Origin of the sequence: Ensifer sp. Root954, from assembly GCF_001429005.1 — a bacterium.
Taxonomy (GTDB): domain Bacteria; phylum Pseudomonadota; class Alphaproteobacteria; order Rhizobiales; family Rhizobiaceae; genus Ensifer; species Ensifer adhaerens.
On record NZ_LMJM01000022.1, the window covers coordinates 73,897 to 94,287 of the forward strand.

Genomic DNA, 20,391 nt, shown 5'->3' on the forward strand with positions numbered 1-20,391 from the left:
GTATCTGCCTTAGTCCTGGGGGTCGTATTTTGCCCAGATCGCCTTGGCGCCGATCTTCGCGATCAACGCCGCGTGGGCGGCCAGGTCCGCCTCCGAGAGCCGGTTCGGCAAGGGACGCGGACGCTGGCCGATAAGGATCGGCGCGTCGTCGAGTTCGATTGCCTGATCGGTCGATCTGCTGGACACAAGGCCGAGTGCTGCCTGACGGCCGCCGATCATCTCGATGTAGACTTCCGCCAGCAGTTCGGAGTCGAGAAGCGCGCCGTGCTTGGCGCGGTGCGAGTTGTCGATACCGTAGCGACGGCAAAGCGCGTCCAGCGAGTTCGGCCCCATCGGGTGTTTGCGGCGGGCAAGCGCCAGCGTGTCGGTCACCCGCTCGATGGCGATCGGCGGCATGCCCAGACGCGCAAACTCGGCGTTGATGAAGCCCATGTCGAAGGTGGCGTTGTGCGCGACCCAGCGCGCGTCGCCGAAGAACTCGAGGATCTGGTCGACCACATCGGCAAATGGCGGCTTGTCCTTCAGGGATTCGTCGGTGATCCCGTGGATGGCGAGCGCATCCGGGTGAACCTTGCGGTTGCCGGGATTGATGTAGATGTGCAGCGTGCGGCCGGTCGGAAACTGGTTCTCGAGCTCGACACCGCCGATTTCAATCACCCGGTCCTCGCGATTGTCGAGGCCTGTCGTTTCCGTATCGAAGATGATCTCACGCATCCGCGTCTCCGTTGCTGGCTGCGAGTTGGTCGACGACGGCCTTCACCTGGCCCCGGGTGACGTCGAAACTGTCGCTGGTATCGATGATGTAGTCGGCGCGTTTACGCTTTTCGCTGTCCGGCACCTGACGCGCAAGGATCATCGCAAGTTTTTCCTCGGTCATTCCTGGGCGCTTCAGCGCCCTTTGGCGCTGCAGCTCGGCCGAACAGGTCACGACGACGACGCGATCGACCCGCTTGTCCGCACCCGTTTCAAACAGGAGAGGAATGTCGAGGACGACGAAGGGCGCGCTGGCGGCCTGGTTTTCCGCGAGGAACTCCTGCTCCTTGCCGCGCACCAGCGGATGGACGATCGCCTCAAGCTCGCGCAGCCGTTCCGGCGCCTGCATGAGCTGGCGCGAGAGTTCGGCGCGATCGACTTTTCCATCTTTCGTGCTTCCGGGAAACGCCGCTTCCACCGGCGCCACCGCCTCGCCGCTATAGAGCTGATGCACGACCTCGTCGGCATCGTTCACCGGGACGCCGAAGTCGCGAAACATCTGGGCGGTCGTCGACTTTCCCATGGCAATCGATCCGGTGAGCCCAAGGATAATCATCAGTGCCTGTCCATGTCGTCGATAATCAATTGTCGAAGGTCGGCGTCCACCGTCGGCCGACAGCCGAACCAGAGTTCGAAGCCGGGCACCGCCTGGTGCAGAAGCATGCCCAAACCGTCGACGATCGCAAAGCCCTGCGCCTCTGCCTGCGCCAGGATCGGCGTCTTCAACGGAACATAGACAATATCCGTGACGACTGCGCTCGAAGCCATAACGCCGAAGTCGATCGCCGGTGCTTCGCTGCCGTCCATGCCGAGCGAGGTGGTATTGATGAACAGGCCTGCGCCGGTCATCACGTCCTTGAGTGCGCCCATCGGATGGGCTTCCACCGCCGGACCGAACCGGTCGGCAAGTTCCTGCGCCCGTTCGACGGTGCGATTGACGACATGGATCGTCTTGATGCCGCGATCACGAACAGCCTGGATGATCGCCCGGCTTGCGCCGCCGGCGCCGAGAATGACTGCCGTCGACGTCCGGTCCCAGCCGGCCGCCCGCTCGTCGAGGTTGGCAACGAAGCCGCGGCCGTCGGTATTGGTGGCATGCACCTTTCCGTCCTGAACCCACAGCGTGTTGGCGGCGCCGAGTTCCTGGCTGAGCTCATCCGGCTGATCCACCAGCCGACAGGCCACTTCCTTGTGGGGGATGGTCACATTGCCGCCGCAGAAACCGGATGTCCCGTCCTTGAGGCTGGCAATGAAGGCGGCGAATTCTTCCGGCTTGACCTCGTGCGCGCGATAGCTGCCGGGCAGACCGAGCTGTTTCAGCCAATACCCATGGATCAGCGGCGACCGGGAATGCTTGATCGGATAGCCGGTGACGAAGGCGTGGTTAACAAATGTTTCACGTGAATCACGCATCGATCGTTCCCAGTTCGCGGAGTTTGGCAAGCAGCGGCAACATCGGAAGACCGAGGATGGTGAAGTAGTCGCCCTCGATCTTTTCGAAGAGCTGGATGCCCTCGCCTTCCAGCTGGTAGGCGCCGACGCTCGAAAGCGCCTTTTCGCCGACACGCTCTAGATGACGCTCGACGAAATCTGCCGTCAGCGGGCGCACGGTCATGTGGGCGGAAGACACATGGCGCCAGATGACGTCTTCGCCACGCAAAAGGACGACGGCACTGTTCAGGCGGTGCGTCTGGCCGGAGAGTGAAAGCAGATGTGCGGCAGCTTCCGCCATGGTCTTCGGCTTGTGGTAGACCCGCGACCCCAATGACATTGTCTGATCGGATCCGATCACCAGCGCGTCTGCGAAATACCTGGCGACATCGCGTGCCTTTGCTTCCGCCAGTTCGAGCGCAACGGTTTCGGGCGCAGCGCCTTTATCCTCGAGCGGCTTTTCCAGCGCGCGCTCGTCGATCTCGGCCGCCTTCGCTTCAAAGACCAGGCCGGCATTCTCCAGGAGCGCCCGGCGAAACGGGCTGGCCGAAGCCAGGACGAGCGAAGATGTCATCATTCAAGTTCCCGAATTGTTCGAATCCGCTCTAACGCAGACGTGGACGCAGGGCAACGATTGCCGCTGCCGTTTCCTCTATCGAACGGCGGGTGACATCGATGACCGGCCAATTGTTGCGCGCACAGAGCGACCGGGCATATTTCAGTTCCTCGGTGATCGAGGCCTTGTCGGTGTACTCATCGCCGTGAAAGCCTTGCGTCGTTCCGAGCACCCGGTGCTGGCGCACTTGCGAGATACGGTCGGCCGTCGCGATCAACCCGACGACGAGCGGCTTCGTCGCTTCCATCAATCTTTCAGGCAACGGTACGCCGGGGACAATCGGGATGTTCGCTGTCTTGATGCCACGGTTGGCGAGATAGATGCTGGTCGGCGTCTTCGACGTCCGGCTGATGCCGATGAGGACGACATCCGCGTCGTCGAAATCCGCCGGCAGCTGACCGTCGTCATGGTCCATGGTGAAATTGAGCGCGTCGATGCGCGCGAAATATTCCGCATCCATCACATGCTGAGCACCGGATCTCCGCCGCGACGGGGATCCCAGATAGGACTGAAAGAGGTCGATGATGGGATCCAGCACGGAGACGCAAGGGACGCCCATCTCGCGGCAACGGCGATCGATGATATCGGCGAGTTCGCGGTCGACGATTGTATAGAGAACGATGCCCGGTGCGCCGTCGATCGCGTCGAGAACCTGCAGCAGCTGTTTGCGGTTCCGGATCAGCGGATAGACGTGCTCGAGCGCATGCGAGCTTTGAAATTGGGCCGCGGCGGCGCGCCCGGCCGCAATCAGAGTCTCGCCCGTTGAGTCCGAAATCAGGTGAAGGTGGAAGTAGTTTTTCTTGTTCTCCACGCAATTCTCCTGGTGCTGTTGACAAGCCGGGATGAAACACAGCTAACGACGGGGCCTGGATCCAGGCAAGTGGAAAACAGCCGAGTTATTCACAATTGGGGCTGCGGCGGACATTGTTTCGCGGCGGATGTGGACAAGACTCACGGCGCGGACAAAGTGTCACGGATATCAACTTCTTTTCCACAGGCGCGTCAAAAATCGAACGCGACTTAAAGAACTGATTCAAAATGCCTTTCTGAGATTGACCACGCTGTTTTTCCAGAGATCGAACTCATTGTCCCTTCGCTGGGCGTCGTGATCGCCGGTCGTGGACAAGTCAGTGCGTTGTTTTAATCCTTGATACCCACCGACTCTAAGAAATAGAAACCTTCTAAATATCTTTGATTTTTAATTGGGAGAGACGATCCGTGACCGAAACACGCAGAAAGGTTCTGGAGGTTTTGGCAGGGAAGACGGTGTCACCTCCTCCGATCTGGCTCATGCGCCAGGCGGGACGCTACCTGCCCGAGTACAGGGCAACGCGCGCCGTAGCCGGAAGCTTCCTCGATCTTTGCTACACGCCCGATCTCGCAGTCGAGGTCACGTTGCAGCCGATCCGTCGCTACGCTTTCGATGCCGCCATTCTCTTCTCCGACATCCTGGTCATTCCCGATGCGCTGAAACGCAACGTGCGCTTCGAAGAAGGCCATGGGCCACGAATGGATCCGATCGATGCTGATGGTATCCGTCTCCTGAAGCCTGAGGGCATCGCTGAACACCTCCAGCCGGTCTTTGAGACGGTTTCGCGGTTGCGCGCAGAGCTTCCCTCGGAAACGACGCTGATCGGCTTCTGTGGCGCTCCCTGGACGGTTGCGACGTATATGATCGCCGGACAGGGGACGCCGGACCAGGCCCCTGCCCGTCTCTTCGCGTATCGCAATCCCGAAGCCTTCGATCATCTGCTCGCCTTTCTGGCGGATGTATCGGCTGAATATCTCGTGCGACAGATCGATGCCGGCGCCGATGCCGTGCAGATCTTCGATTCCTGGGCAGGTGTTCTCGGTGAGGAGGAATTCGCCCGCTACGCCGTCAAGCCGGTGCAGCGGATCATCGCCTCCGTTCGGGCGCAGCGGCCGCAGGCAAGGATCATCGCCTTTGCGAAGGGCGCGGGGCAGCTGTTGAACGGATATCGGCAGGCGACCGGTGCTGACGCGATCGGTCTCGACTGGACCGTTCCGCTTTCCTTTGCGAAGGATCTGCAGAAGGAAGGGCCGATACAGGGCAATCTCGATCCGATGCGGGTCGTTGCCGGCGGCGTGGCGCTTGAGGAAGGCATTGACCGCATTCTCGACGCACTCGGTCACGGTCCGCTGATCTTCAATCTCGGCCATGGCATAACGCCGCAGGCCGATCCCGATCATGTCTCGGCGCTGGTTGCCCGGGTTCGTGGAGCGCGGTGATGGCGGAGAAGCAGACCGACCGGGCGCCGGGCAACAGGGCGCGGCTCAGGGCAGCGATCGCGCTTGGTGCGTTCGTGGCGCTTCTCGTCGGTCTGTTCGTCTGGCGCCCGGATGACCTCTATCTCTGGATCAAGGCGCTGCATGTTATCGCCGTGATGTCCTGGATGGCGGCGTTGCTCTACATGCCCAGGCTGTTCATCTACCACACGGATGCGGAACCCGCCTCCGCACAGTCGGAAACCTTCAAGATGATGGAGTTGCGGCTCCTGAAGGTCATCATGAACCCGGCCATGATGATTTCCTGGGTACTCGGGCTTTATCTGGCCTGGAGCGTTTATGGCTTCCAGGGTGGCTGGCTGCATGCCAAGCTTCTGTTCGTGGTGCTGCTGACCGGTGTCCACATGCGTTTCAGCCGTGCTGTGCGCGCCTTTCAGCGCGACGAGAACAGGCACGATGCGCGCTATTGGCGGTTGATGAACGAGGCGCCTACCCTCTTGATGATCCTCATCGTCATCATGGTCGTCGTGAAGCCATTCTGAATTTAATCGATTTGCGGCCTGTCATAGGCGTTTCTAATTTGCGACAGCCCCTTGCAGGGTTTCACGTGAATCGCTATTTTCTGCCATCTCCTCTTCATGGCTTGTGACAAAGACAAGAGCCTGCCCCTTCCTGCTGCAGCTCCCTAACGAATACTCGCCATCTCCCCACTACCCATACCAAACATGGATCCTTCATGGCTGAAATGAAGCTACAAGAACTCAAGAACAAGACGCCGACCGATCTGCTCGCTTTCGCCGAGGAGCTCGAAGTGGAGAACGCCAGCACGATGCGCAAGCAGGAGCTGATGTTCGCAATCCTCAAGATGCTCGCGGCCCAGGATATCGAGATCATCGGTGAAGGCGTCGTTGAAGTGCTCCAGGACGGCTTCGGCTTTCTGCGCTCGGCGAATGCAAACTACCTCCCCGGTCCGGACGATATCTACATCTCGCCCTCCCAGATCCGCCGCTTCTCGCTGAAGACCGGCGACACGGTCGAGGGTCCGATCCGCGGACCGAAGGAAGGCGAGCGCTACTTCGCCCTCCTCAAGGTCAACACCATCAACTTCGATGATCCGGAAAAGATCCGTCACAAGGTTCACTTCGACAACCTGACGCCGCTCTACCCGAACGAGCGCTTCAAGATGGAACTCGACGTTCCGACCTCGAAGGATCTGTCGGCCCGGGTTATCGACCTGGTTGCGCCACTCGGCAAAGGCCAGCGCGGCCTGATCGTCGCTCCGCCGCGCACCGGTAAGACTGTTCTCCTGCAGAACATCGCCCATTCGATCACCGCGAACCATCCGGAATGCTACCTGATCGTTCTCCTGATCGACGAACGTCCCGAAGAAGTGACGGACATGCAGCGCTCGGTGAAGGGCGAAGTCGTGTCCTCGACCTTCGACGAGCCGGCGACCCGTCACGTACAGGTCGCCGAGATGGTGATCGAGAAGGCCAAGCGCCTCGTGGAACACGGCCGTGACGTCGTGATCCTGCTTGACTCGATCACCCGCCTCGGCCGCGCCTACAACACCGTTGTTCCGTCATCGGGCAAGGTCTTGACCGGTGGTGTCGACGCCAATGCTCTGCAGCGCCCGAAGCGCTTCTTCGGTGCCGCCCGTAACATCGAAGAAGGCGGCTCGTTGACGATCATCGCGACGGCGCTGATCGACACCGGCAGCCGCATGGACGAAGTCATCTTCGAAGAGTTCAAGGGCACCGGCAACTCGGAAATCGTGCTCGACCGCAAGGTCGCCGACAAGCGCATCTTCCCGGCGATGGACATTCTCAAGTCCGGTACGCGTAAGGAAGACCTGCTCGTTCCACGCCAGGATCTGCAAAAGATCTTCGTGCTGCGCCGTATTCTGGCGCCGATGGGCACGACCGACGCGATCGAGTTCCTCATCGACAAGCTCAAGCAGACGAAGAACAACGGCGATTTCTTCGACTCGATGAACACCTAAGACGCGTTCATCATCCGACTTTGGGACCGGTCGACCACGCGTCGGCCGGTTTTCTCGTTTCGAAACCTTAGCCGGATTCTCCGGTCATTCGATTCGGTTTTCGCAACAATCTCCGACTAGGCCCGCAATCAGACAGACACCGTTTCTGCTGATTCACGTGAAACACGTGCGCACCGTGAAATACGAGGATACGGCGAGGCCTTGAAATTTCGGCATTCTTTCGGCATAAGCACGCCGACCCATTGAGATAGCGTTTGCCCCGCGTGAGCGCGCTCCGCGAAGCGGAACGATCCGGTCCGGAACTTCGACGATCCCCATTGCATCGACCATCGACGCGCCCTGCGTGTCCGCGGTCTTTTCAGGTGAGCCCATGACAGCGACGCACACGATTTATGCGCTTTCCAGCGGATCTCTGCCCGCCGGCGTCGCAGTCGTGCGTATCAGCGGCGGGCGCACCGAAGCGGTGTTGCAGGCGTTGTGTGGTGGTGTGCCAACACCTCGGTCGGCGACATTGAGATCGATTCGGTTCCGTAACGGCGATGTCATCGACAGCGGCCTTGTTCTCTATTTTCGCGGACCTGCCTCCTTTACAGGAGAAGACTGCGCCGAGCTTCAGATCCATGGTGGTCGGGCGGCAGTAAACGCCTTGCTTGAGGAACTCTCGAAGCTCGAGGGTTTGCGCCATGCGGAAGCCGGTGAGTTTTCGCGCCGCGCCTTCCAGAACGGCAAGCTTGACCTGGTCGAGGTGGAGGGTCTCGCCGACCTGATTGCTGCGGAAACCGAGATGCAGCGCCGGCTCGCGATCGAACACTCCGGCGGTGGACAATCAAAGATCTATGCCGGCTGGGCGAAGCGCTTGACCCATGCGCGGGCGATGATCGAGGCCGAGCTCGATTTTGCCGATGAAGACGATGTGCCGGGCTCGGTCAGCGAGCGCATCTGGCAGGATATGTCCATGCTGTCGCAAGAGATAGCAGCACATATTGCCGATGCGCCGATCGCGGAGATCATCCGCGACGGCCTGAAGATCGTCATCGCCGGTGCGCCGAACGCCGGCAAGTCGAGCTTGCTCAATGCACTGGCCCAGCGTGACATTGCAATCGTCACCGAGATTGCTGGTACGACCCGCGACGTTCTTTCCGTGGACCTTTCCTTAGCCGGATTCTCCGTTAAGCTCTACGATACGGCGGGGCTGCGGGAAACCGACGAGAGAGTAGAGCAAGAAGGTATTCGTCGCGCACGAGAAATTATCGAGAGAGCAGATCTGATCTTGCTGTTGGCCGATGCGCCGGACGGTTTTGATGTCATGTCCGACTTCCCATCCGACACGACGCCCGTGCTACGGGTTGGAACCAAACTTGATCGCGGCAGTGATGGCTGGCGCGAGGGGGCCGTGGATGTGTTGGTCTCGACGAGAACCGGCGAAGGCATGGAGCGACTGCTGGACGCGATCGCGGCGCACCTGCCGGATCTCAGTGGGCGGACCTCGCTGTCGCTGCCTTCGCGGCGGCGCCATGTCGATAGTCTCCGGCAGGCGCAGCGGTCGATCGACGACAGCTTGGCAAGTCAGGACTTGGGGCTGGATATACGCGCGGAACTGTTGCGCCTTGCTGGCGACGCAATTGGACGGATAACCGGCCGCGTGGATGTTGAGAACCTTCTCGATGTGATATTTTCTGAATTCTGTATCGGGAAATAACCAGTAGGCCAGTGCAATACAACGTGTGCGAGTCCTTCGTTGTGTTTCACGTGAAACGATTCGTGCCGGGTCAACCCCGGAGAAGAGGCAATGATGCAATTTGACGTAATCGTCATTGGCGGTGGCCATGCCGGCTGCGAAGCCGCGGCTGCGGCTGCGCGTCTGGGCTCCAACACAGCGTTGATCACGCACAAGGCATCCACGATCGGCGTTATGTCCTGCAACCCGGCGATCGGCGGCTTGGGAAAAGGACATCTGGTCCGCGAGATCGACGCGATGGACGGCTTGATGGGGCGCGTCGCTGATGCCGGCGGTATTCAGTTTCGTTTGCTCAACCGCCGTAAGGGTCCGGCAGTGCGCGGACCGCGTACGCAAGCCGATCGCCGCCTCTATCGCGAAGCCATGCAGCGGGAGATCGCTGCCATCGAGAATCTGACCGTTATCGAGGGCGATGCCTTCGACCTTCTGGAAGAGCAAGGCCGCATCCACGGTGTCGTCATGAAGGACGGCCGCAGCTTTCAAGCGAACTCCGTTGTTCTGACGACGGGCACGTTCTTGAAGGGCCTCATCCATATTGGCGATCAGAAGATACCGGCCGGTCGCGTCGGTGAGGAACCGTCCGTCGGGCTCTCGGGAACCTTGCTGCGTTTTGGGTTGCGGCTCGGCCGCCTGAAGACCGGAACGCCCGCCCGCCTGGATGGACGCACCATTGACTGGGCGCGTGTTGGCCGGCAAGGTCCAGACGAAGATCCCGTGCCCTTCTCGTTCATGACCGACGGGATCGTGAATCGCCAGATCGATTGCGGTGTGACGCGGACGACGGAAGAGACGCACAAGATTATTACCGACAATATCGGCAAGTCGGCGATGTACTCGGGACAGATCGAGGGTGTCGGACCGCGCTATTGTCCGTCCATCGAGGACAAGATCGTACGATTCGGCGAGCGTGATGGCCACCAGATCTTCCTGGAACCGGAGGGTCTCGACGACGATACGATCTACCCGAACGGCATTTCGACGTCGCTGCCGGCTGACATCCAGGAAGCCTTTATCAAGACGATCCCGGGATTGGAGAATGTCGCGATACTGCAGCCTGGTTATGCCATCGAGTACGATCACGTCGACCCGCGTGAACTGAACGCGACCCTTGCCGTCCGCAAGATGCCAGGGCTTTTCCTCGCCGGTCAAATCAACGGTACGACCGGCTATGAGGAAGCCGGCGCGCAAGGTCTTGTTGCCGGCTTGAACGCCGCCTTGGCCGCGACCAACCGTCACGAAATCGTGTTCAGCCGAACGCAGTCCTATATTGGTGTCATGATCGACGACCTGACGTCGCGCGGGATCACCGAGCCCTATCGCATGTTCACCTCCCGCGCGGAGTATCGATTGTCGCTGCGGGCCGACAATGCCGATGCGCGCCTGACACCGCTTGCAATGGAGGTCGGCTGCATCTCGGCTGCGCGGCGCGAACGCTTTGTCGATTGGCGCGCGCGTTTCGACGAAGGACGTGCCCTGTTGAAAGGCCTCTCGGTAACCCCGGCTGAAGGTAACCGTCATGGCCTTAAGCTCAACCAGGATGGCCAACGGCGCACTGCTTTCGAGATCCTGTCCTATCCCGATCAGTCGATTGCCGGCTTGCAGCCCATCTGGCCCGAGCTGTTGTCGATTGGTCCGCGCGTCGTTGAGGCGCTTGAGATCGATGCGGTCTATGCGGTCTATATGGATCGGCAGGCAGCGGATATCGCCGGCATTCAGCGCGAGGAAAATCTTGCCATACCCGATGGCTTCGACTTCGATATGCTCTCGGGCCTCTCCAACGAGCTGAAGCAGAAGCTGAAGCAGCAGGCGCCCCGCAATCTGGCTCACGTGATGAAGGTCGACGGTATGACGCCGGCAGCAGCATCGCTGATCCTGGCGTGGGTGAAGCGTCAGAACCGAACCGTAGAACGTGAAGAAAAGGCCGGCGTACAATGAAGGCGAGTCCAATCGATGTGTTGAACGGACTGCGTGTTTCACGTGAAACGAATGAACGGCTGGAGCATTTTGCCAAGCTCTTTCAGAAGTGGGCGAAGTCGATCAATCTTGTTGCGCCGTCCACTATCGAGGATCTTTGGCGTCGGCACATTGTCGATAGCTTGCAGCTCGCGCAGTTGTCGCCCGGTCCGAAGACCTGGGTCGATCTCGGCAGCGGTGGCGGCTTTCCAGGTGTCATCACGGCGATCTATCTCGCCGAACTTGGCGACGGTTGGGTCCATCTCGTTGAAAGCAACAACAAGAAGGCTGCCTTTCTGCGTGTAGCTCTGGCCGAGACGGGTGCGCGCGGCTCGGTTCACCCGGTTCGAATCGAAGAAGCAGGCGCATTGATTCCCCGCGCGGACGCGGTTTCGGCGCGCGCGCTCGCGGATTTGACCTTGCTGCTCGACTATTCTGCGCCATGGATGACGGCGAAGGAGCAGAAAGCGGTCGCCTACTTCCACAAAGGGCGGGATTACCAGCGCGAAATCGACAAAGCCGTTGGCCGCTATCAGTTTGATCTGGTAAAACATCCAAGCGTGGTCGAGCCGGATTCTGTCGTGCTCGAGATCGCAAATCTGGCGCGCAGGGCCCAGTGATCGCGAGCGGAAACATGTTTGGTGGCAAAAACCGGATCATCACAATCGCAAATCAGAAAGGCGGCGTCGGCAAAACCACGACCGCCATCAATTTGGCGACCGCATTGGCGGCTATCGGCGAACACGTTCTGATCGTTGATCTGGACCCGCAGGGCAACGCCAGCACCGGGCTCGGCATTCAACGCCGCGATCGGAACCTGTCATCCTATGAGCTGATGATGGGATCGCACGGGATCGGCGAGATCGCTCAACAGACAGCCGTTCCGAACCTCTCGATCATTCCATCGACCATGGACCTTCTCGGCGTCGAGATGGAAATTTCGCAGGAACCGGATCGTGTCTTCCGTTTACGCAAGGCCTTGGTTAGCCCCGCCGCGATGGAATATTCCTACGTGCTCGTCGATTGCCCACCATCGTTCAACTTGCTGACGATGAACGCGATGGCGGCCGCCCATTCGGTGCTTGTCCCTCTGCAGTGCGAGTTCTTCGCGCTCGAGGGTCTGAGCCAGCTGCTGGAGACAGTGGATCAGATTCGCCGAACCGTGAATCCGAGCCTGGATATCCAGGGCATCGTCCTGACCATGTTCGATTCGCGCAACAACCTGGCACAGCAGGTTGTTAGCGATGTGCGGACGCATCTCGGCGACAAGGTCTACCACACCCTGATCCCGCGCAATGTTCGCGTCTCGGAAGCGCCTTCCTATGGCAAGCCGGCCATTCTTTATGATCTGAAGTGCGCTGGCAGTCAGGCCTATCTGCAACTGGCCTCCGAAGTCATTCAACGCGAGCGCCAGCGCAAAGCGGCATAATCATTTCGGTAGCGTAATTTAACTCGGGTGACGATATGAACGACGATAGCTCGAAGAGGCGGCTTGGTCGCGGACTGGCCGCGTTGATCGGCGAGATGGATCAGCCGTTGCAAACAGGGGCAGCTGCCCCTGCCCCGGTCAATCCGGATCGGCGCGTGCCGATCGAGTTCGTATCGCGCAACCCGCGCAACCCGCGTCGTCAGTTCGACGAAGCCGAACTCCAGGATCTCGCCAATTCGATCCGTCAGCATGGTATTGTCCAGCCTGTCGTTGCTCGCACCATCGGCGTCGATCGCTACGAGATCATCGCCGGCGAGCGCCGCTGGCGTGCCGCACAACTGGCCGGGTTCACCGAAATCCCGGTTATCATTCGCGACGTCGACGATCGCACGGCGCTTGAAATCGCTATCGTCGAAAACGTCCAGCGCTCGGATCTCAATCCGCTCGACGAAGCGCTTGGCTACGAGCAGTTGATCGCCGAGCACGGCTATACGCAGAACGATCTCGGCGAGATCATCGGCAAGAGCCGAAGCCATGTCGCCAATAGCCTGCGTCTTTTGAAACTGCCGGAACCTGTTCGGGACATGTTGTCGGAAGGCGCGCTTTCGGCTGGACATGCCCGTGCACTCATTCCGACCTCGGATCCGGCTACCCTCGCCCGGACGATCATTGCCAAGGGGCTCTCGGTGCGTGACGCCGAGCGCATCGCGCAGAACGATATTCGCGCGCAGAACGATCCGAATTACGGCAAGACCGTCCGTCGCGACGAGAAGGATGCCGATACGCTAGCGCTCGAGCGCACGTTGTCGGATAGCCTCGGGCTTGAGGTTACCGTGAACCACAAGGCATCCGGTGGTCATTTGCGCATCGCCTACAAGACGCTGGATCAACTGGAAGAAATCTGCCGGCTGCTCGAGCGGCGATAAGCCACTCGTGCGTATTTTTGCTTAGGCGTATTGATGGCGCGTCTCTCCAACGAGCGGCGCGCCTAATTATTTGATATGATGAGATCTTTTGGCGTCCAGTTGAATTTCGGACGGCGAGGTCCACCCATCTCCCTCATGCAGCCTGAAGACCTGTTGGCGAAATTCGAGCACTAGGCTGCGGTAACGGGACTGGGTCGACAGAGGCAGGTCAGCGTCGCGCCGATTGCACCGCGATCGCCATCAGGTTCTGCAGCACCAGGCTTTCCTCCAGGCTCGCACGGCTGCGGCTCTGAAAGATGGTCGTCTGCAGGCGATTGAGCTCGCGGCGGATGGCCGGGCTCGACCAATGCTTCAAGGCTGCCTCGACGATCGGCTTGCGGCGAAAGTGCAGCCCACGCCCCAGCGTCGCGATCACTTGCCCCGCCTGCTGGCGGCTTGCATCCATCTCGGCGCGCATCACATCGAGCTGCTGAAACTGGCGCAGGCACGCCTGCAGCACCAGAAAGGCCGGCGTCTTGGATGTGGTGATCTTCTGCATCGCATGCAGCAATCCATCGAGGTCGCCCTTCAGCACGGCATCGACGGCATCGTCGACGGAGATGGCGCTGGCATCCCCAACGATATCGAGCACGTCTTCTTCGTCCACCGTGGACTTGCCACGGCAGTAGAGCGCAAGCTTGCGCAGCTCGTTTCGTGAGGCCAGGCGGTCGCCACCGAGCGCCTCCAGCAATCGTTGCCGTGCTGCGGTGCTGATGCCCAGCTTCTCGTCGCCGAGTTCCTTGTCGATCAGCGCCTGCAGGCTGCGCGCGTCGTCACTGTAGCAGGCGATACAGGCGACCGAACGCGCGCTCTCGCCGATCTTTCGAAGTGCGGACCCCTTCTTGAGGTCGCCGGCTTCGACGATCACATAGCTTCCGGTCGGTGGCTCGGACGAAAGGATCTGCAACGCATCGACCAGCGGCTTTTCATTGGTCGCGCCACGGACCCAGACGAGCTTTTCTCCACCGAAGAGGCCGATCGAGTTTACTTCATCGAGCAGCCGCCCGGGCGATTGCGTCAGTTCACTGACATCGAGCTTCAACAGGGAAAACGGATCGTCGAGCGGCACGCCGCAACGGGCGGCGATTGCAGAGGCACGCTCGGAGACGAGCCCGCGGTCGGGCCCGTAGAGGATGAAAAGCCGGTAGACTCCGGCTGACTTCTGGAGAAAGGAGTCGAACTCGTGCGACTTGACCTCGCTCATGCCGACACCAGTTAGCGGCTGAGAGCCGCGGCGATGTCGGCCCGGATCAGCTCGGCGAGTTCCTTGGCTGCGCGGTTTTCGCCGTCACGAACGGCGCGCACCTTGGCAAATTCCTGGACCGGGAAGTCAACGAGAGCAACGGCCGTGCGGTTGCCGGACTTGATGGTCTCGCCCGTACCGATCTTCGTCAGATTGTAGTCCGCCTTGACGACGATACGGCCGGCGCCGGCGCGGTCCTTGGCCTGATCGTAGAGCACGCCCATCGACCGGTGGGTGACGGTGAGCGCCAGGTGATACTGCGGATTCACGGGCTCGCCCTGACCACCTGCGGCCAGGAAGATCAGCGCGTTACGCACTTCCTGCTCGACACGGTCGGTGGCTTCGGAAATCTCGATCGCCGCCAGTGCCGTCGAGGTGCCGACTGGGTCGGAATAGAGCGGCCGGACCTGGCAGCCGGCGAGCGCGGTCAACATGAGCGCGCCAGCCAGAACCGGAATCGACCGGATACGGAAACCAGCTCTATCAGACAACGACATTGACGATCCTCTGGGGCACGACGATGATTTTCTTGGGGCTGCTGCCGTTGAGCGCGGACTTGACGGCATCGAGCGCCAGGACGGCGCTTTCGATCGCACTCTGATCCGCATCGCGAGCGATTGTCAAATCAGCGCGCTTCTTGCCATTGATCTGCACCGGCATGGTGATTTCGTTCTCGACGACCAAAGCGGGGTTGAACGCCGGCCAGCCGCGTTCCGCAATCATGCCCTCGCCCCCGACCTCGCGCCAGCATTCCTCGGCGAGGTGCGGCATCATCGGTGCGATGAGGTTGATCAGGATCGTCGTCGCATCCTTCACAGCCCCCGCCAGGGCCGCATCGGCCTTGCCGGCTGCTATCTGGGTCAGCGGTGCGGCAAGCGTGTTCACGAGCTCGTAGATGCGCGCCACGGCCTTGTTGAAGGCAAGCTTGTCGTAGTCGGCCTCGACCGCGCGCAGCGTCTTGTGCGCGGCTTGCGAAACAGCGAGAGCCTCGCCCTCGAGCGCCGGGGCGGCCTCGATTGCCCGCAGCTTCTCGGCCGCTTCGCTGATCAGACGCCACACGCGCTGTACGAAGCGATGCGATCCTTCGACACCGGCTTCCGACCAGATCACGTCACGATCCGGCGGCGAATCGGAGAGAACGAAGAAGCGGGCGGTATCAGCGCCATAGGAAGCGATGATGTCGTCGGGATCGACGACGTTCTTCTTCGACTTCGACATCTTCTCGATCGAGCCGATGGTGATTTCCTCACCGGTTTCGATCAGCGTCGCGCTACGGCGTCCATCGATCTCCTCGATGCGGATCTCGGCCGGCGTCACCCATTCGCGCTGGGCGCCTTCGCCGCGGCTATAGGTTTCATGCACGACCATGCCCTGTGTGAACAGGCCCTTGAACGGCTCGTCGACGGCAACATGGCCGGTGGCCTTCATCGCGCGGGTGAAGAAGCGCGAATAGAGCAGATGCAGGATGGCGTGCTCGATACCGCCGATGTACTGATCGACCGGCAGCCAGTGGTTGGCGACCTTGGGGTCGGTCGGATTGTCTTCCCAGGGTGCGGTGAAGCGCGTGAAATACCAGGACGAATCGACGAAGGTGTCCATCGTGTCGGTCTCGCGACGGGCGTCCTTGCCGCAGTGCGGGCAGGCGACGTGGCGCCAGGTGGCGTGACGGTCGAGCGGATTGCCCGGCTTGTCGAAGGTAACGTCCGGTGGCAGCACGACCGGCAGGTCGGCTTTCGGAACTGGTACGACGCCGCAGTCCTCGCAATGGATGACCGGGATCGGGCAGCCCCAGTAGCGCTGGCGCGAGATGCCCCAGTCACGCAGGCGGAAATTGACCTTGCGCTCGGCACGCGGCGCACCGTCGAGCATTTCCTTCTCGAGCTTCGAAGCAACGGTCTCGAAAGCGTCTTCCGTCGACAGGCCGTCGAGGAAGCGCGAGTTGATCATCACGCCGTCGCCGATATAGGCCTCGTCACCAATGGCGAAGGTCGCGGCATCGCCGTCCCTCGGCATGACGACGGGAACGACCGGCAGGTCATATTTGCGCGCGAAGTCGAGGTCGCGCTGGTCGCCGGAGGGGCAGCCGAAGATGGCGCCCGTGCCGTAGTCCATCAGGACGAAATTGGCGACATAAACCGGCAGCTCCCAGCTCGGATCGAGCGGATGCTTGGCACGGATACCGGTGTCGATACCCTTCTTCTCTGCCGTTTCCAGCGCGGCAAGGGAGGTACCGGCGCGGCGGCATTCCTCGCAGAATGCATCGACCTCAGGGTTGCTGGCCGCCACCTGCCTTGCCAGCGGGTGATCGGCGGCGATCGCCAGGAAGGAGGCGCCGAAGAGCGTGTCCGGACGGGTGGTGTAGACGGTGAGCTCGGTTGCGTCGCCGGCGGTGCCTTCGACGATTTCCCAACGCAGCGACAGGCCCTCGGAGCGGCCGATCCAGTTCTTCTGCATCAGGCGCACCTTCTCGGGCCACTGATCCAGCGTATCGAGCGCGTCGAGCAGTTCCTGGCTGAAGTCGGTGATGCGGAAGAACCATTGGGTCAGTTCGCGCTGTTCGACCAGCGCGCCGGAGCGCCAGCCACGGCCGTCGATCACCTGCTCGTTGGCGAGCACGGTGTTGTCGACCGGGTCCCAGTTGACCTTGGACTGCTTGCGGTAGACGAGGCCCTTTTCCAGGAAGTCCAGGAACAGGTACTGCTGGCGCTGGTAATAGGCGGGGTCACAGGTGGCGAACTCGCGGTTCCAGTCGAGCGACAGGCCCATAACCTTCAGCTGCGCCTTCATCGAGGCGATGTTCTGGTAGGTCCAGCTGGCCGGGTGCACGCCACGCTCCATGGCGGCGTTTTCGGCCGGCATCCCGAAGGCGTCCCAACCCATCGGATGCAGCACGTTGAAGCCGCGGGCGCGCTTGTAGCGCGCTACCACGTCACCCATGGTGTAGTTGCGCACGTGGCCCATGTGGATGCGGCCCGAGGGATAGGGGAACATCTCGAGCACATAGTACTTTTCGCGCGGATCGTCGTTCTCGGTCTGGAAGACCTCGTTCTTGTCCCATTCCTGCTGCCAACGGGGCTCGGCATCACGCGGATTGTATCGTTCGCTAGACATGTCTTTTCGATGTTCCGGAAGTTCTGCGGCGCATAGTGGCGCCTCATGATAGTTGGGGTGACCTTCACCACGAAACCGCCTGACGGTCAAGTTTTTGAAGGGTTTGCCGCGACACTTTGGCGGATTTGAGCCGGTCCATGGCGGAGCGGCCTTGGCAATCGGCTCAACTTTGCCTAAGCCGCTCGGTCAGTGGTTTGGAAATCCCGTGTCGGAGAGCAGGTCCATGGAAGTTCAAGAGCGGTTGCAGGATGTCGTGAGCCGGATTCAGGCAGCGGAGAAGTCTGCCGGTCGCGCCAAGGGTGCCGTCACGCTGGTCGCTGTTTCCAAGACCTTCGACGCCGACGCCATCCGCCCGGTGATTGCCGCCGGGCAGCGGGTCTTCGGCGAGAACCGCGTGCAGGAAGCGCAGGGCAAGTGGCCGGAGCTGAAGGCCGAGACGTCCGGTCTCGAACTGCACCTGATCGGCCCGCTGCAGTCGAACAAGGCGGCAGAAGCCGTCGCGCTGTTCGATGTCATCGAGACGGTCGATCGCGAGAAGATCGCCCGCGCGCTTGCGGCCGAAATGCAGAGGCAGGGCCGGGCGCTTAGGCTCTACGTCCAGGTCAACATCGGGCTGGAGCCGCAGAAGGCCGGCATCGCGCCGGAGGAGACCGTTGCCTTCGTGGATCTCTGCCGCAACGAGCTGGGTCTTTCGATCGAGGGGCTGATGTGCATTCCGCCGGTGGAAGAAAATCCCGGCCCGCATTTTGCCCTGCTCGCGAAGCTGGCTGCTGCCTGCAAGCTCGAGAAGCTGTCGATGGGCATGTCAGGCGACTTCGAGACGGCCGTCCAGTTCGGCGCCACCGGCGTTCGCGTCGGTTCGGCCATTTTCGGCGCACGCTGAGGTCCGTTCGTCACATACCGCTTTCGTCGGGGTTCCCCTCGTTTCTCATTAGCCTATCCTTGTGCACGAGGAGGCCGGACATGTCCGGCAATATGCGCAGGGAGGAACGGACATGGCGAGTCGCTATGCCGACGTGTACGCGGGCTGGAAATCGGATCCGCAGAGTTTCTGGTCAAATGCCGCCAATGCGATCGACTGGTTTGAAAGACCGGCACGTGCATTTGATGCGGACGCTGGCATCTATGGGCACTGGTTCGCCGAAGGCATCACCAATACCTGCTACAATTGCCTGGATCGCCATGTGGCCGCGGGCCGTGGCGAGCAAATCGCCTTCATCTATGACAGTCCCGTCACCGGGCGGGTCGAGCGCATCTCCTATGCGTCTCTGCTCGGCGATGTAGCAGCGCTTGCCGCCGTCTACCGGAAACTCGGCGTTGGCAAGGGCGACCGGATCATCATCTATATGCCGATGATCCCGCAGGCGGCGGTTGCTATGCTGGCGGCTGCGCGCATCGGCGCCGTGCATTCCGTGGTTTTCGGCGGTTTTGCCGCCAACGAGCTCGCCGTACGCATCGACGATTGCCAGGCCAAGCTCATTGTGTCCGCAAGCTGCGGCATCGAACCTGGGCGCACGGTGGCCTACAAGCCGCTGCTGGATGCGGCGCTCGACATCGCGACCCACAAGCCGGCCCATTGCCTCGTCTTCCAACGCGAGATGGCGGAAGCCGCCATGACCGAGGGACGCGACATCGATTTCGCTGCGGCTTTGGCGGCGGCCAAGCAGGCGGGAGAAGAGGTCGGCTGTACTCCGGTCGCCTCGACCGATCCGCTCTATGTGCTCTACACGTCGGGCACGACCGGCCAGCCCAAGGGCGTGGTGCGCGACAATGGCGGCCACATGGTCGCGCTCAAATGGTCGATGGAGAATTTCTTCGGCGTGCAGCCGGGCGAAGTGTTCTGGGCTGCGTCCGATATCGGCTGGGTCGTTGGCCACTCCTATATCGTGTATGGTCCGCTCCTCAACGGCAGCACCTCGATCCTGTTCGAAGGCAAGCCGGTCGGCACGCCGGATCCAGGCACCTATTGGCGCATCATTGCCGAACACGGCGTCGTGGTGATGTTCACCGCGCCGACGGCGCTGAGAGCGATCCGCAAGGAAGATCCGGAGGCTTCCCACGTTCGCCGATACGACCTGTCGAAATTCCGCGCGTTGTTTCTTGCCGGAGAACGGGCGGATCCCGATACGATCCAATGGGCAGAAAACGCGCTCGGCGTGCCCGTCATCGACCATTGGTGGCAGACGGAAACGGGATGGCCCGTGGCGGGAAATCCGATGGGGCTCGGGCTCCTGCCGGTAAAGTACGGTTCTCCGGCGGTTCCGCTGCCGGGATACGACGTCCAGATTCTCGACGATGCCGGACATCCAGTTGGCGCCGGTACGCTCGGCAATGTGGTGGTAAAGCTGCCGCTGCCGCCCGGCTGCCTGCCGACGCTTTGGAATGCTGACCATCGGTTCCGCGCGGCCTATCTCGACGAGTTTCCCGGCTACTACAAGACTGCCGATGCCGGCTACCTCGATAAGGATGGTTACATCTTCATCATGGCGCGGACGGACGACATCATCAACGTGGCTGGCCATCGCCTCTCCACCGGAGCGATGGAGGAGGTCTGCGCCAGCCACCCCGATGTGGCCGAATGCGCCGTGATCGGCATTGCCGACGACCTGAAAGGCCAGGTACCGGCCGGCTTCCTCGTCATCAACTCCAATGTTTCCCGTGAAACGTCGGAGATCGAGCGCGAGGTCATCAGCCTCGTGCGCGAACGCATCGGACCTGTTGCCGCCTTCCGCCTGGCCATCTGCGTCAAGCGGCTGCCGAAGACGCGGTCGGGCAAGATCCTGCGCGCCACGATCCAGAAGATCGCTGACCGCCAGCCCTGGAAGATGCCCGCGACGATCGACGATCCAGTCATCCTCGACGAAATCACCGTTGCGCTGCATGGGCGCGGCATCGGTGTATAA

General features: G+C 61.1%; 18 protein-coding genes. 10 read left to right on the forward strand and 8 right to left on the reverse strand.

Annotation, left to right across the window (positions count from 1 at the left end; all coding sequences use genetic code 11):
- Positions 1-9: 9 nt before the first annotated feature.
- Genes dnaQ through ASE71_RS12465 form a run of 5 tightly spaced genes read right to left on the reverse strand, consistent with a single transcriptional unit; the run spans position 10 to position 3,611 of the window.
- Positions 10-714 carry a DNA polymerase III subunit epsilon gene (gene dnaQ / locus ASE71_RS12445; protein ID WP_060521525.1) on the reverse strand — a complete coding sequence of 235 codons (705 nt, stop codon included), beginning with the start codon at positions 712-714 and terminating at the stop codon, positions 10-12.
- Positions 707-1,309, reverse strand: a complete 603-nt coding sequence (gene coaE, locus ASE71_RS12450) for a dephospho-CoA kinase (protein WP_060521524.1) — start codon at positions 1,307-1,309, stop codon at positions 707-709. The genes dnaQ and coaE overlap by 8 nt, the downstream gene beginning before the upstream one ends.
- Complete coding sequence (locus ASE71_RS12455; RefSeq protein WP_060521523.1) at positions 1,309-2,166, reverse strand: shikimate dehydrogenase; 858 nt, start codon at positions 2,164-2,166, stop codon at positions 1,309-1,311. The genes coaE and ASE71_RS12455 overlap by 1 nt, the downstream gene beginning before the upstream one ends.
- Positions 2,159-2,758: a Maf-like protein gene (locus ASE71_RS12460; protein WP_060521587.1), complete on the reverse strand. Its 600-nt coding sequence runs from the start codon at positions 2,756-2,758 to the stop codon at positions 2,159-2,161. Before ASE71_RS12460 ends, ASE71_RS12455 begins: the two co-directional genes overlap by 8 nt.
- Positions 2,759-2,789: 31 nt before the next feature.
- Positions 2,790-3,611 carry a pyruvate, water dikinase regulatory protein gene (locus ASE71_RS12465; protein ID WP_034800138.1) on the reverse strand — a complete coding sequence of 274 codons (822 nt, stop codon included), beginning with the start codon at positions 3,609-3,611 and terminating at the stop codon, positions 2,790-2,792.
- A gap of 407 nt (positions 3,612-4,018) precedes the next feature.
- Here ASE71_RS12465 and hemE point away from each other — a divergent pair, with 407 nt between their 5' ends.
- The 8 genes from hemE to ASE71_RS12510 all read left to right on the forward strand — a co-directional run bounded on the left by hemE (position 4,019) and on the right by ASE71_RS12510 (position 13,095).
- Positions 4,019-5,050 carry a uroporphyrinogen decarboxylase gene (gene hemE, locus ASE71_RS12470; RefSeq protein ID WP_060521522.1) on the forward strand — a complete coding sequence of 344 codons (1,032 nt, stop codon included), beginning with the start codon at positions 4,019-4,021 and terminating at the stop codon, positions 5,048-5,050.
- Positions 5,047-5,589, forward strand: coding sequence for a protoporphyrinogen oxidase HemJ (gene hemJ, locus ASE71_RS12475; RefSeq protein WP_113544635.1), 543 nt, complete (start codon positions 5,047-5,049; stop codon positions 5,587-5,589). The genes hemE and hemJ overlap by 4 nt, the downstream gene beginning before the upstream one ends.
- Before the next feature lie 194 nt (positions 5,590-5,783).
- A complete protein-coding gene (gene rho, locus ASE71_RS12480; protein ID WP_089044254.1) occupies positions 5,784-7,049 on the forward strand; it encodes a transcription termination factor Rho in 1,266 nt (421 codons plus the stop codon).
- Positions 7,050-7,419: 370 nt separating this feature from the next.
- Positions 7,420-8,748, forward strand: a complete 1,329-nt coding sequence (mnmE, locus tag ASE71_RS12490; protein WP_060521520.1) for a tRNA uridine-5-carboxymethylaminomethyl(34) synthesis GTPase MnmE — start codon at positions 7,420-7,422, stop codon at positions 8,746-8,748.
- 90 nt (positions 8,749-8,838) lie between these two features.
- Positions 8,839-10,722, forward strand: a complete 1,884-nt coding sequence (mnmG, locus tag ASE71_RS12495) for a tRNA uridine-5-carboxymethylaminomethyl(34) synthesis enzyme MnmG (RefSeq protein ID WP_034800143.1) — start codon at positions 8,839-8,841, stop codon at positions 10,720-10,722.
- Positions 10,719-11,360 carry a 16S rRNA (guanine(527)-N(7))-methyltransferase RsmG gene (rsmG, locus tag ASE71_RS12500; RefSeq protein ID WP_034800144.1) on the forward strand — a complete coding sequence of 214 codons (642 nt, stop codon included), beginning with the start codon at positions 10,719-10,721 and terminating at the stop codon, positions 11,358-11,360. The genes mnmG and rsmG overlap by 4 nt, the downstream gene beginning before the upstream one ends.
- A 14-nt stretch (positions 11,361-11,374) precedes the next feature.
- Complete coding sequence (locus tag ASE71_RS12505) at positions 11,375-12,169, forward strand: ParA family protein (protein ID WP_060521519.1); 795 nt, start codon at positions 11,375-11,377, stop codon at positions 12,167-12,169.
- A 35-nt stretch (positions 12,170-12,204) separates the two neighbouring features.
- A complete protein-coding gene (locus ASE71_RS12510) occupies positions 12,205-13,095 on the forward strand; it encodes a ParB/RepB/Spo0J family partition protein (RefSeq protein WP_034800146.1) in 891 nt (296 codons plus the stop codon).
- Positions 13,096-13,303: 208 nt separating this feature from the next.
- Here the strand turns inward: ASE71_RS12510 and holA are convergent, their stop codons facing one another.
- From holA to leuS, 3 genes are read right to left on the reverse strand one after another with little or no spacing between them, the layout of a single operon-like run.
- Positions 13,304-14,338 carry a DNA polymerase III subunit delta gene (gene holA / locus ASE71_RS12515; RefSeq protein WP_060521518.1) on the reverse strand — a complete coding sequence of 345 codons (1,035 nt, stop codon included), beginning with the start codon at positions 14,336-14,338 and terminating at the stop codon, positions 13,304-13,306.
- Positions 14,339-14,349: 11 nt separating this feature from the next.
- Positions 14,350-14,874 (reverse strand): LPS assembly lipoprotein LptE, encoded by a 525-nt coding sequence (gene lptE / locus ASE71_RS12520; RefSeq protein ID WP_034800148.1) that lies wholly within the window; start codon positions 14,872-14,874, stop codon positions 14,350-14,352.
- Positions 14,861-17,488 carry a leucine--tRNA ligase gene (gene leuS / locus ASE71_RS12525; protein ID WP_060521517.1) on the reverse strand — a complete coding sequence of 876 codons (2,628 nt, stop codon included), beginning with the start codon at positions 17,486-17,488 and terminating at the stop codon, positions 14,861-14,863. The genes lptE and leuS overlap by 14 nt, the downstream gene beginning before the upstream one ends.
- Positions 17,489-17,711: 223 nt before the next feature.
- Here leuS and ASE71_RS12530 point away from each other — a divergent pair, with 223 nt between their 5' ends.
- Both ASE71_RS12530 and ASE71_RS12535 read left to right on the forward strand, forming a co-directional pair.
- Positions 17,712-18,371 carry a YggS family pyridoxal phosphate-dependent enzyme gene (locus ASE71_RS12530; RefSeq protein WP_060521516.1) on the forward strand — a complete coding sequence of 220 codons (660 nt, stop codon included), beginning with the start codon at positions 17,712-17,714 and terminating at the stop codon, positions 18,369-18,371.
- Positions 18,372-18,483: 112 nt separating this feature from the next.
- Positions 18,484-20,391, forward strand: a complete 1,908-nt coding sequence (locus ASE71_RS12535; RefSeq protein WP_060521515.1) for an AMP-binding protein — start codon at positions 18,484-18,486, stop codon at positions 20,389-20,391.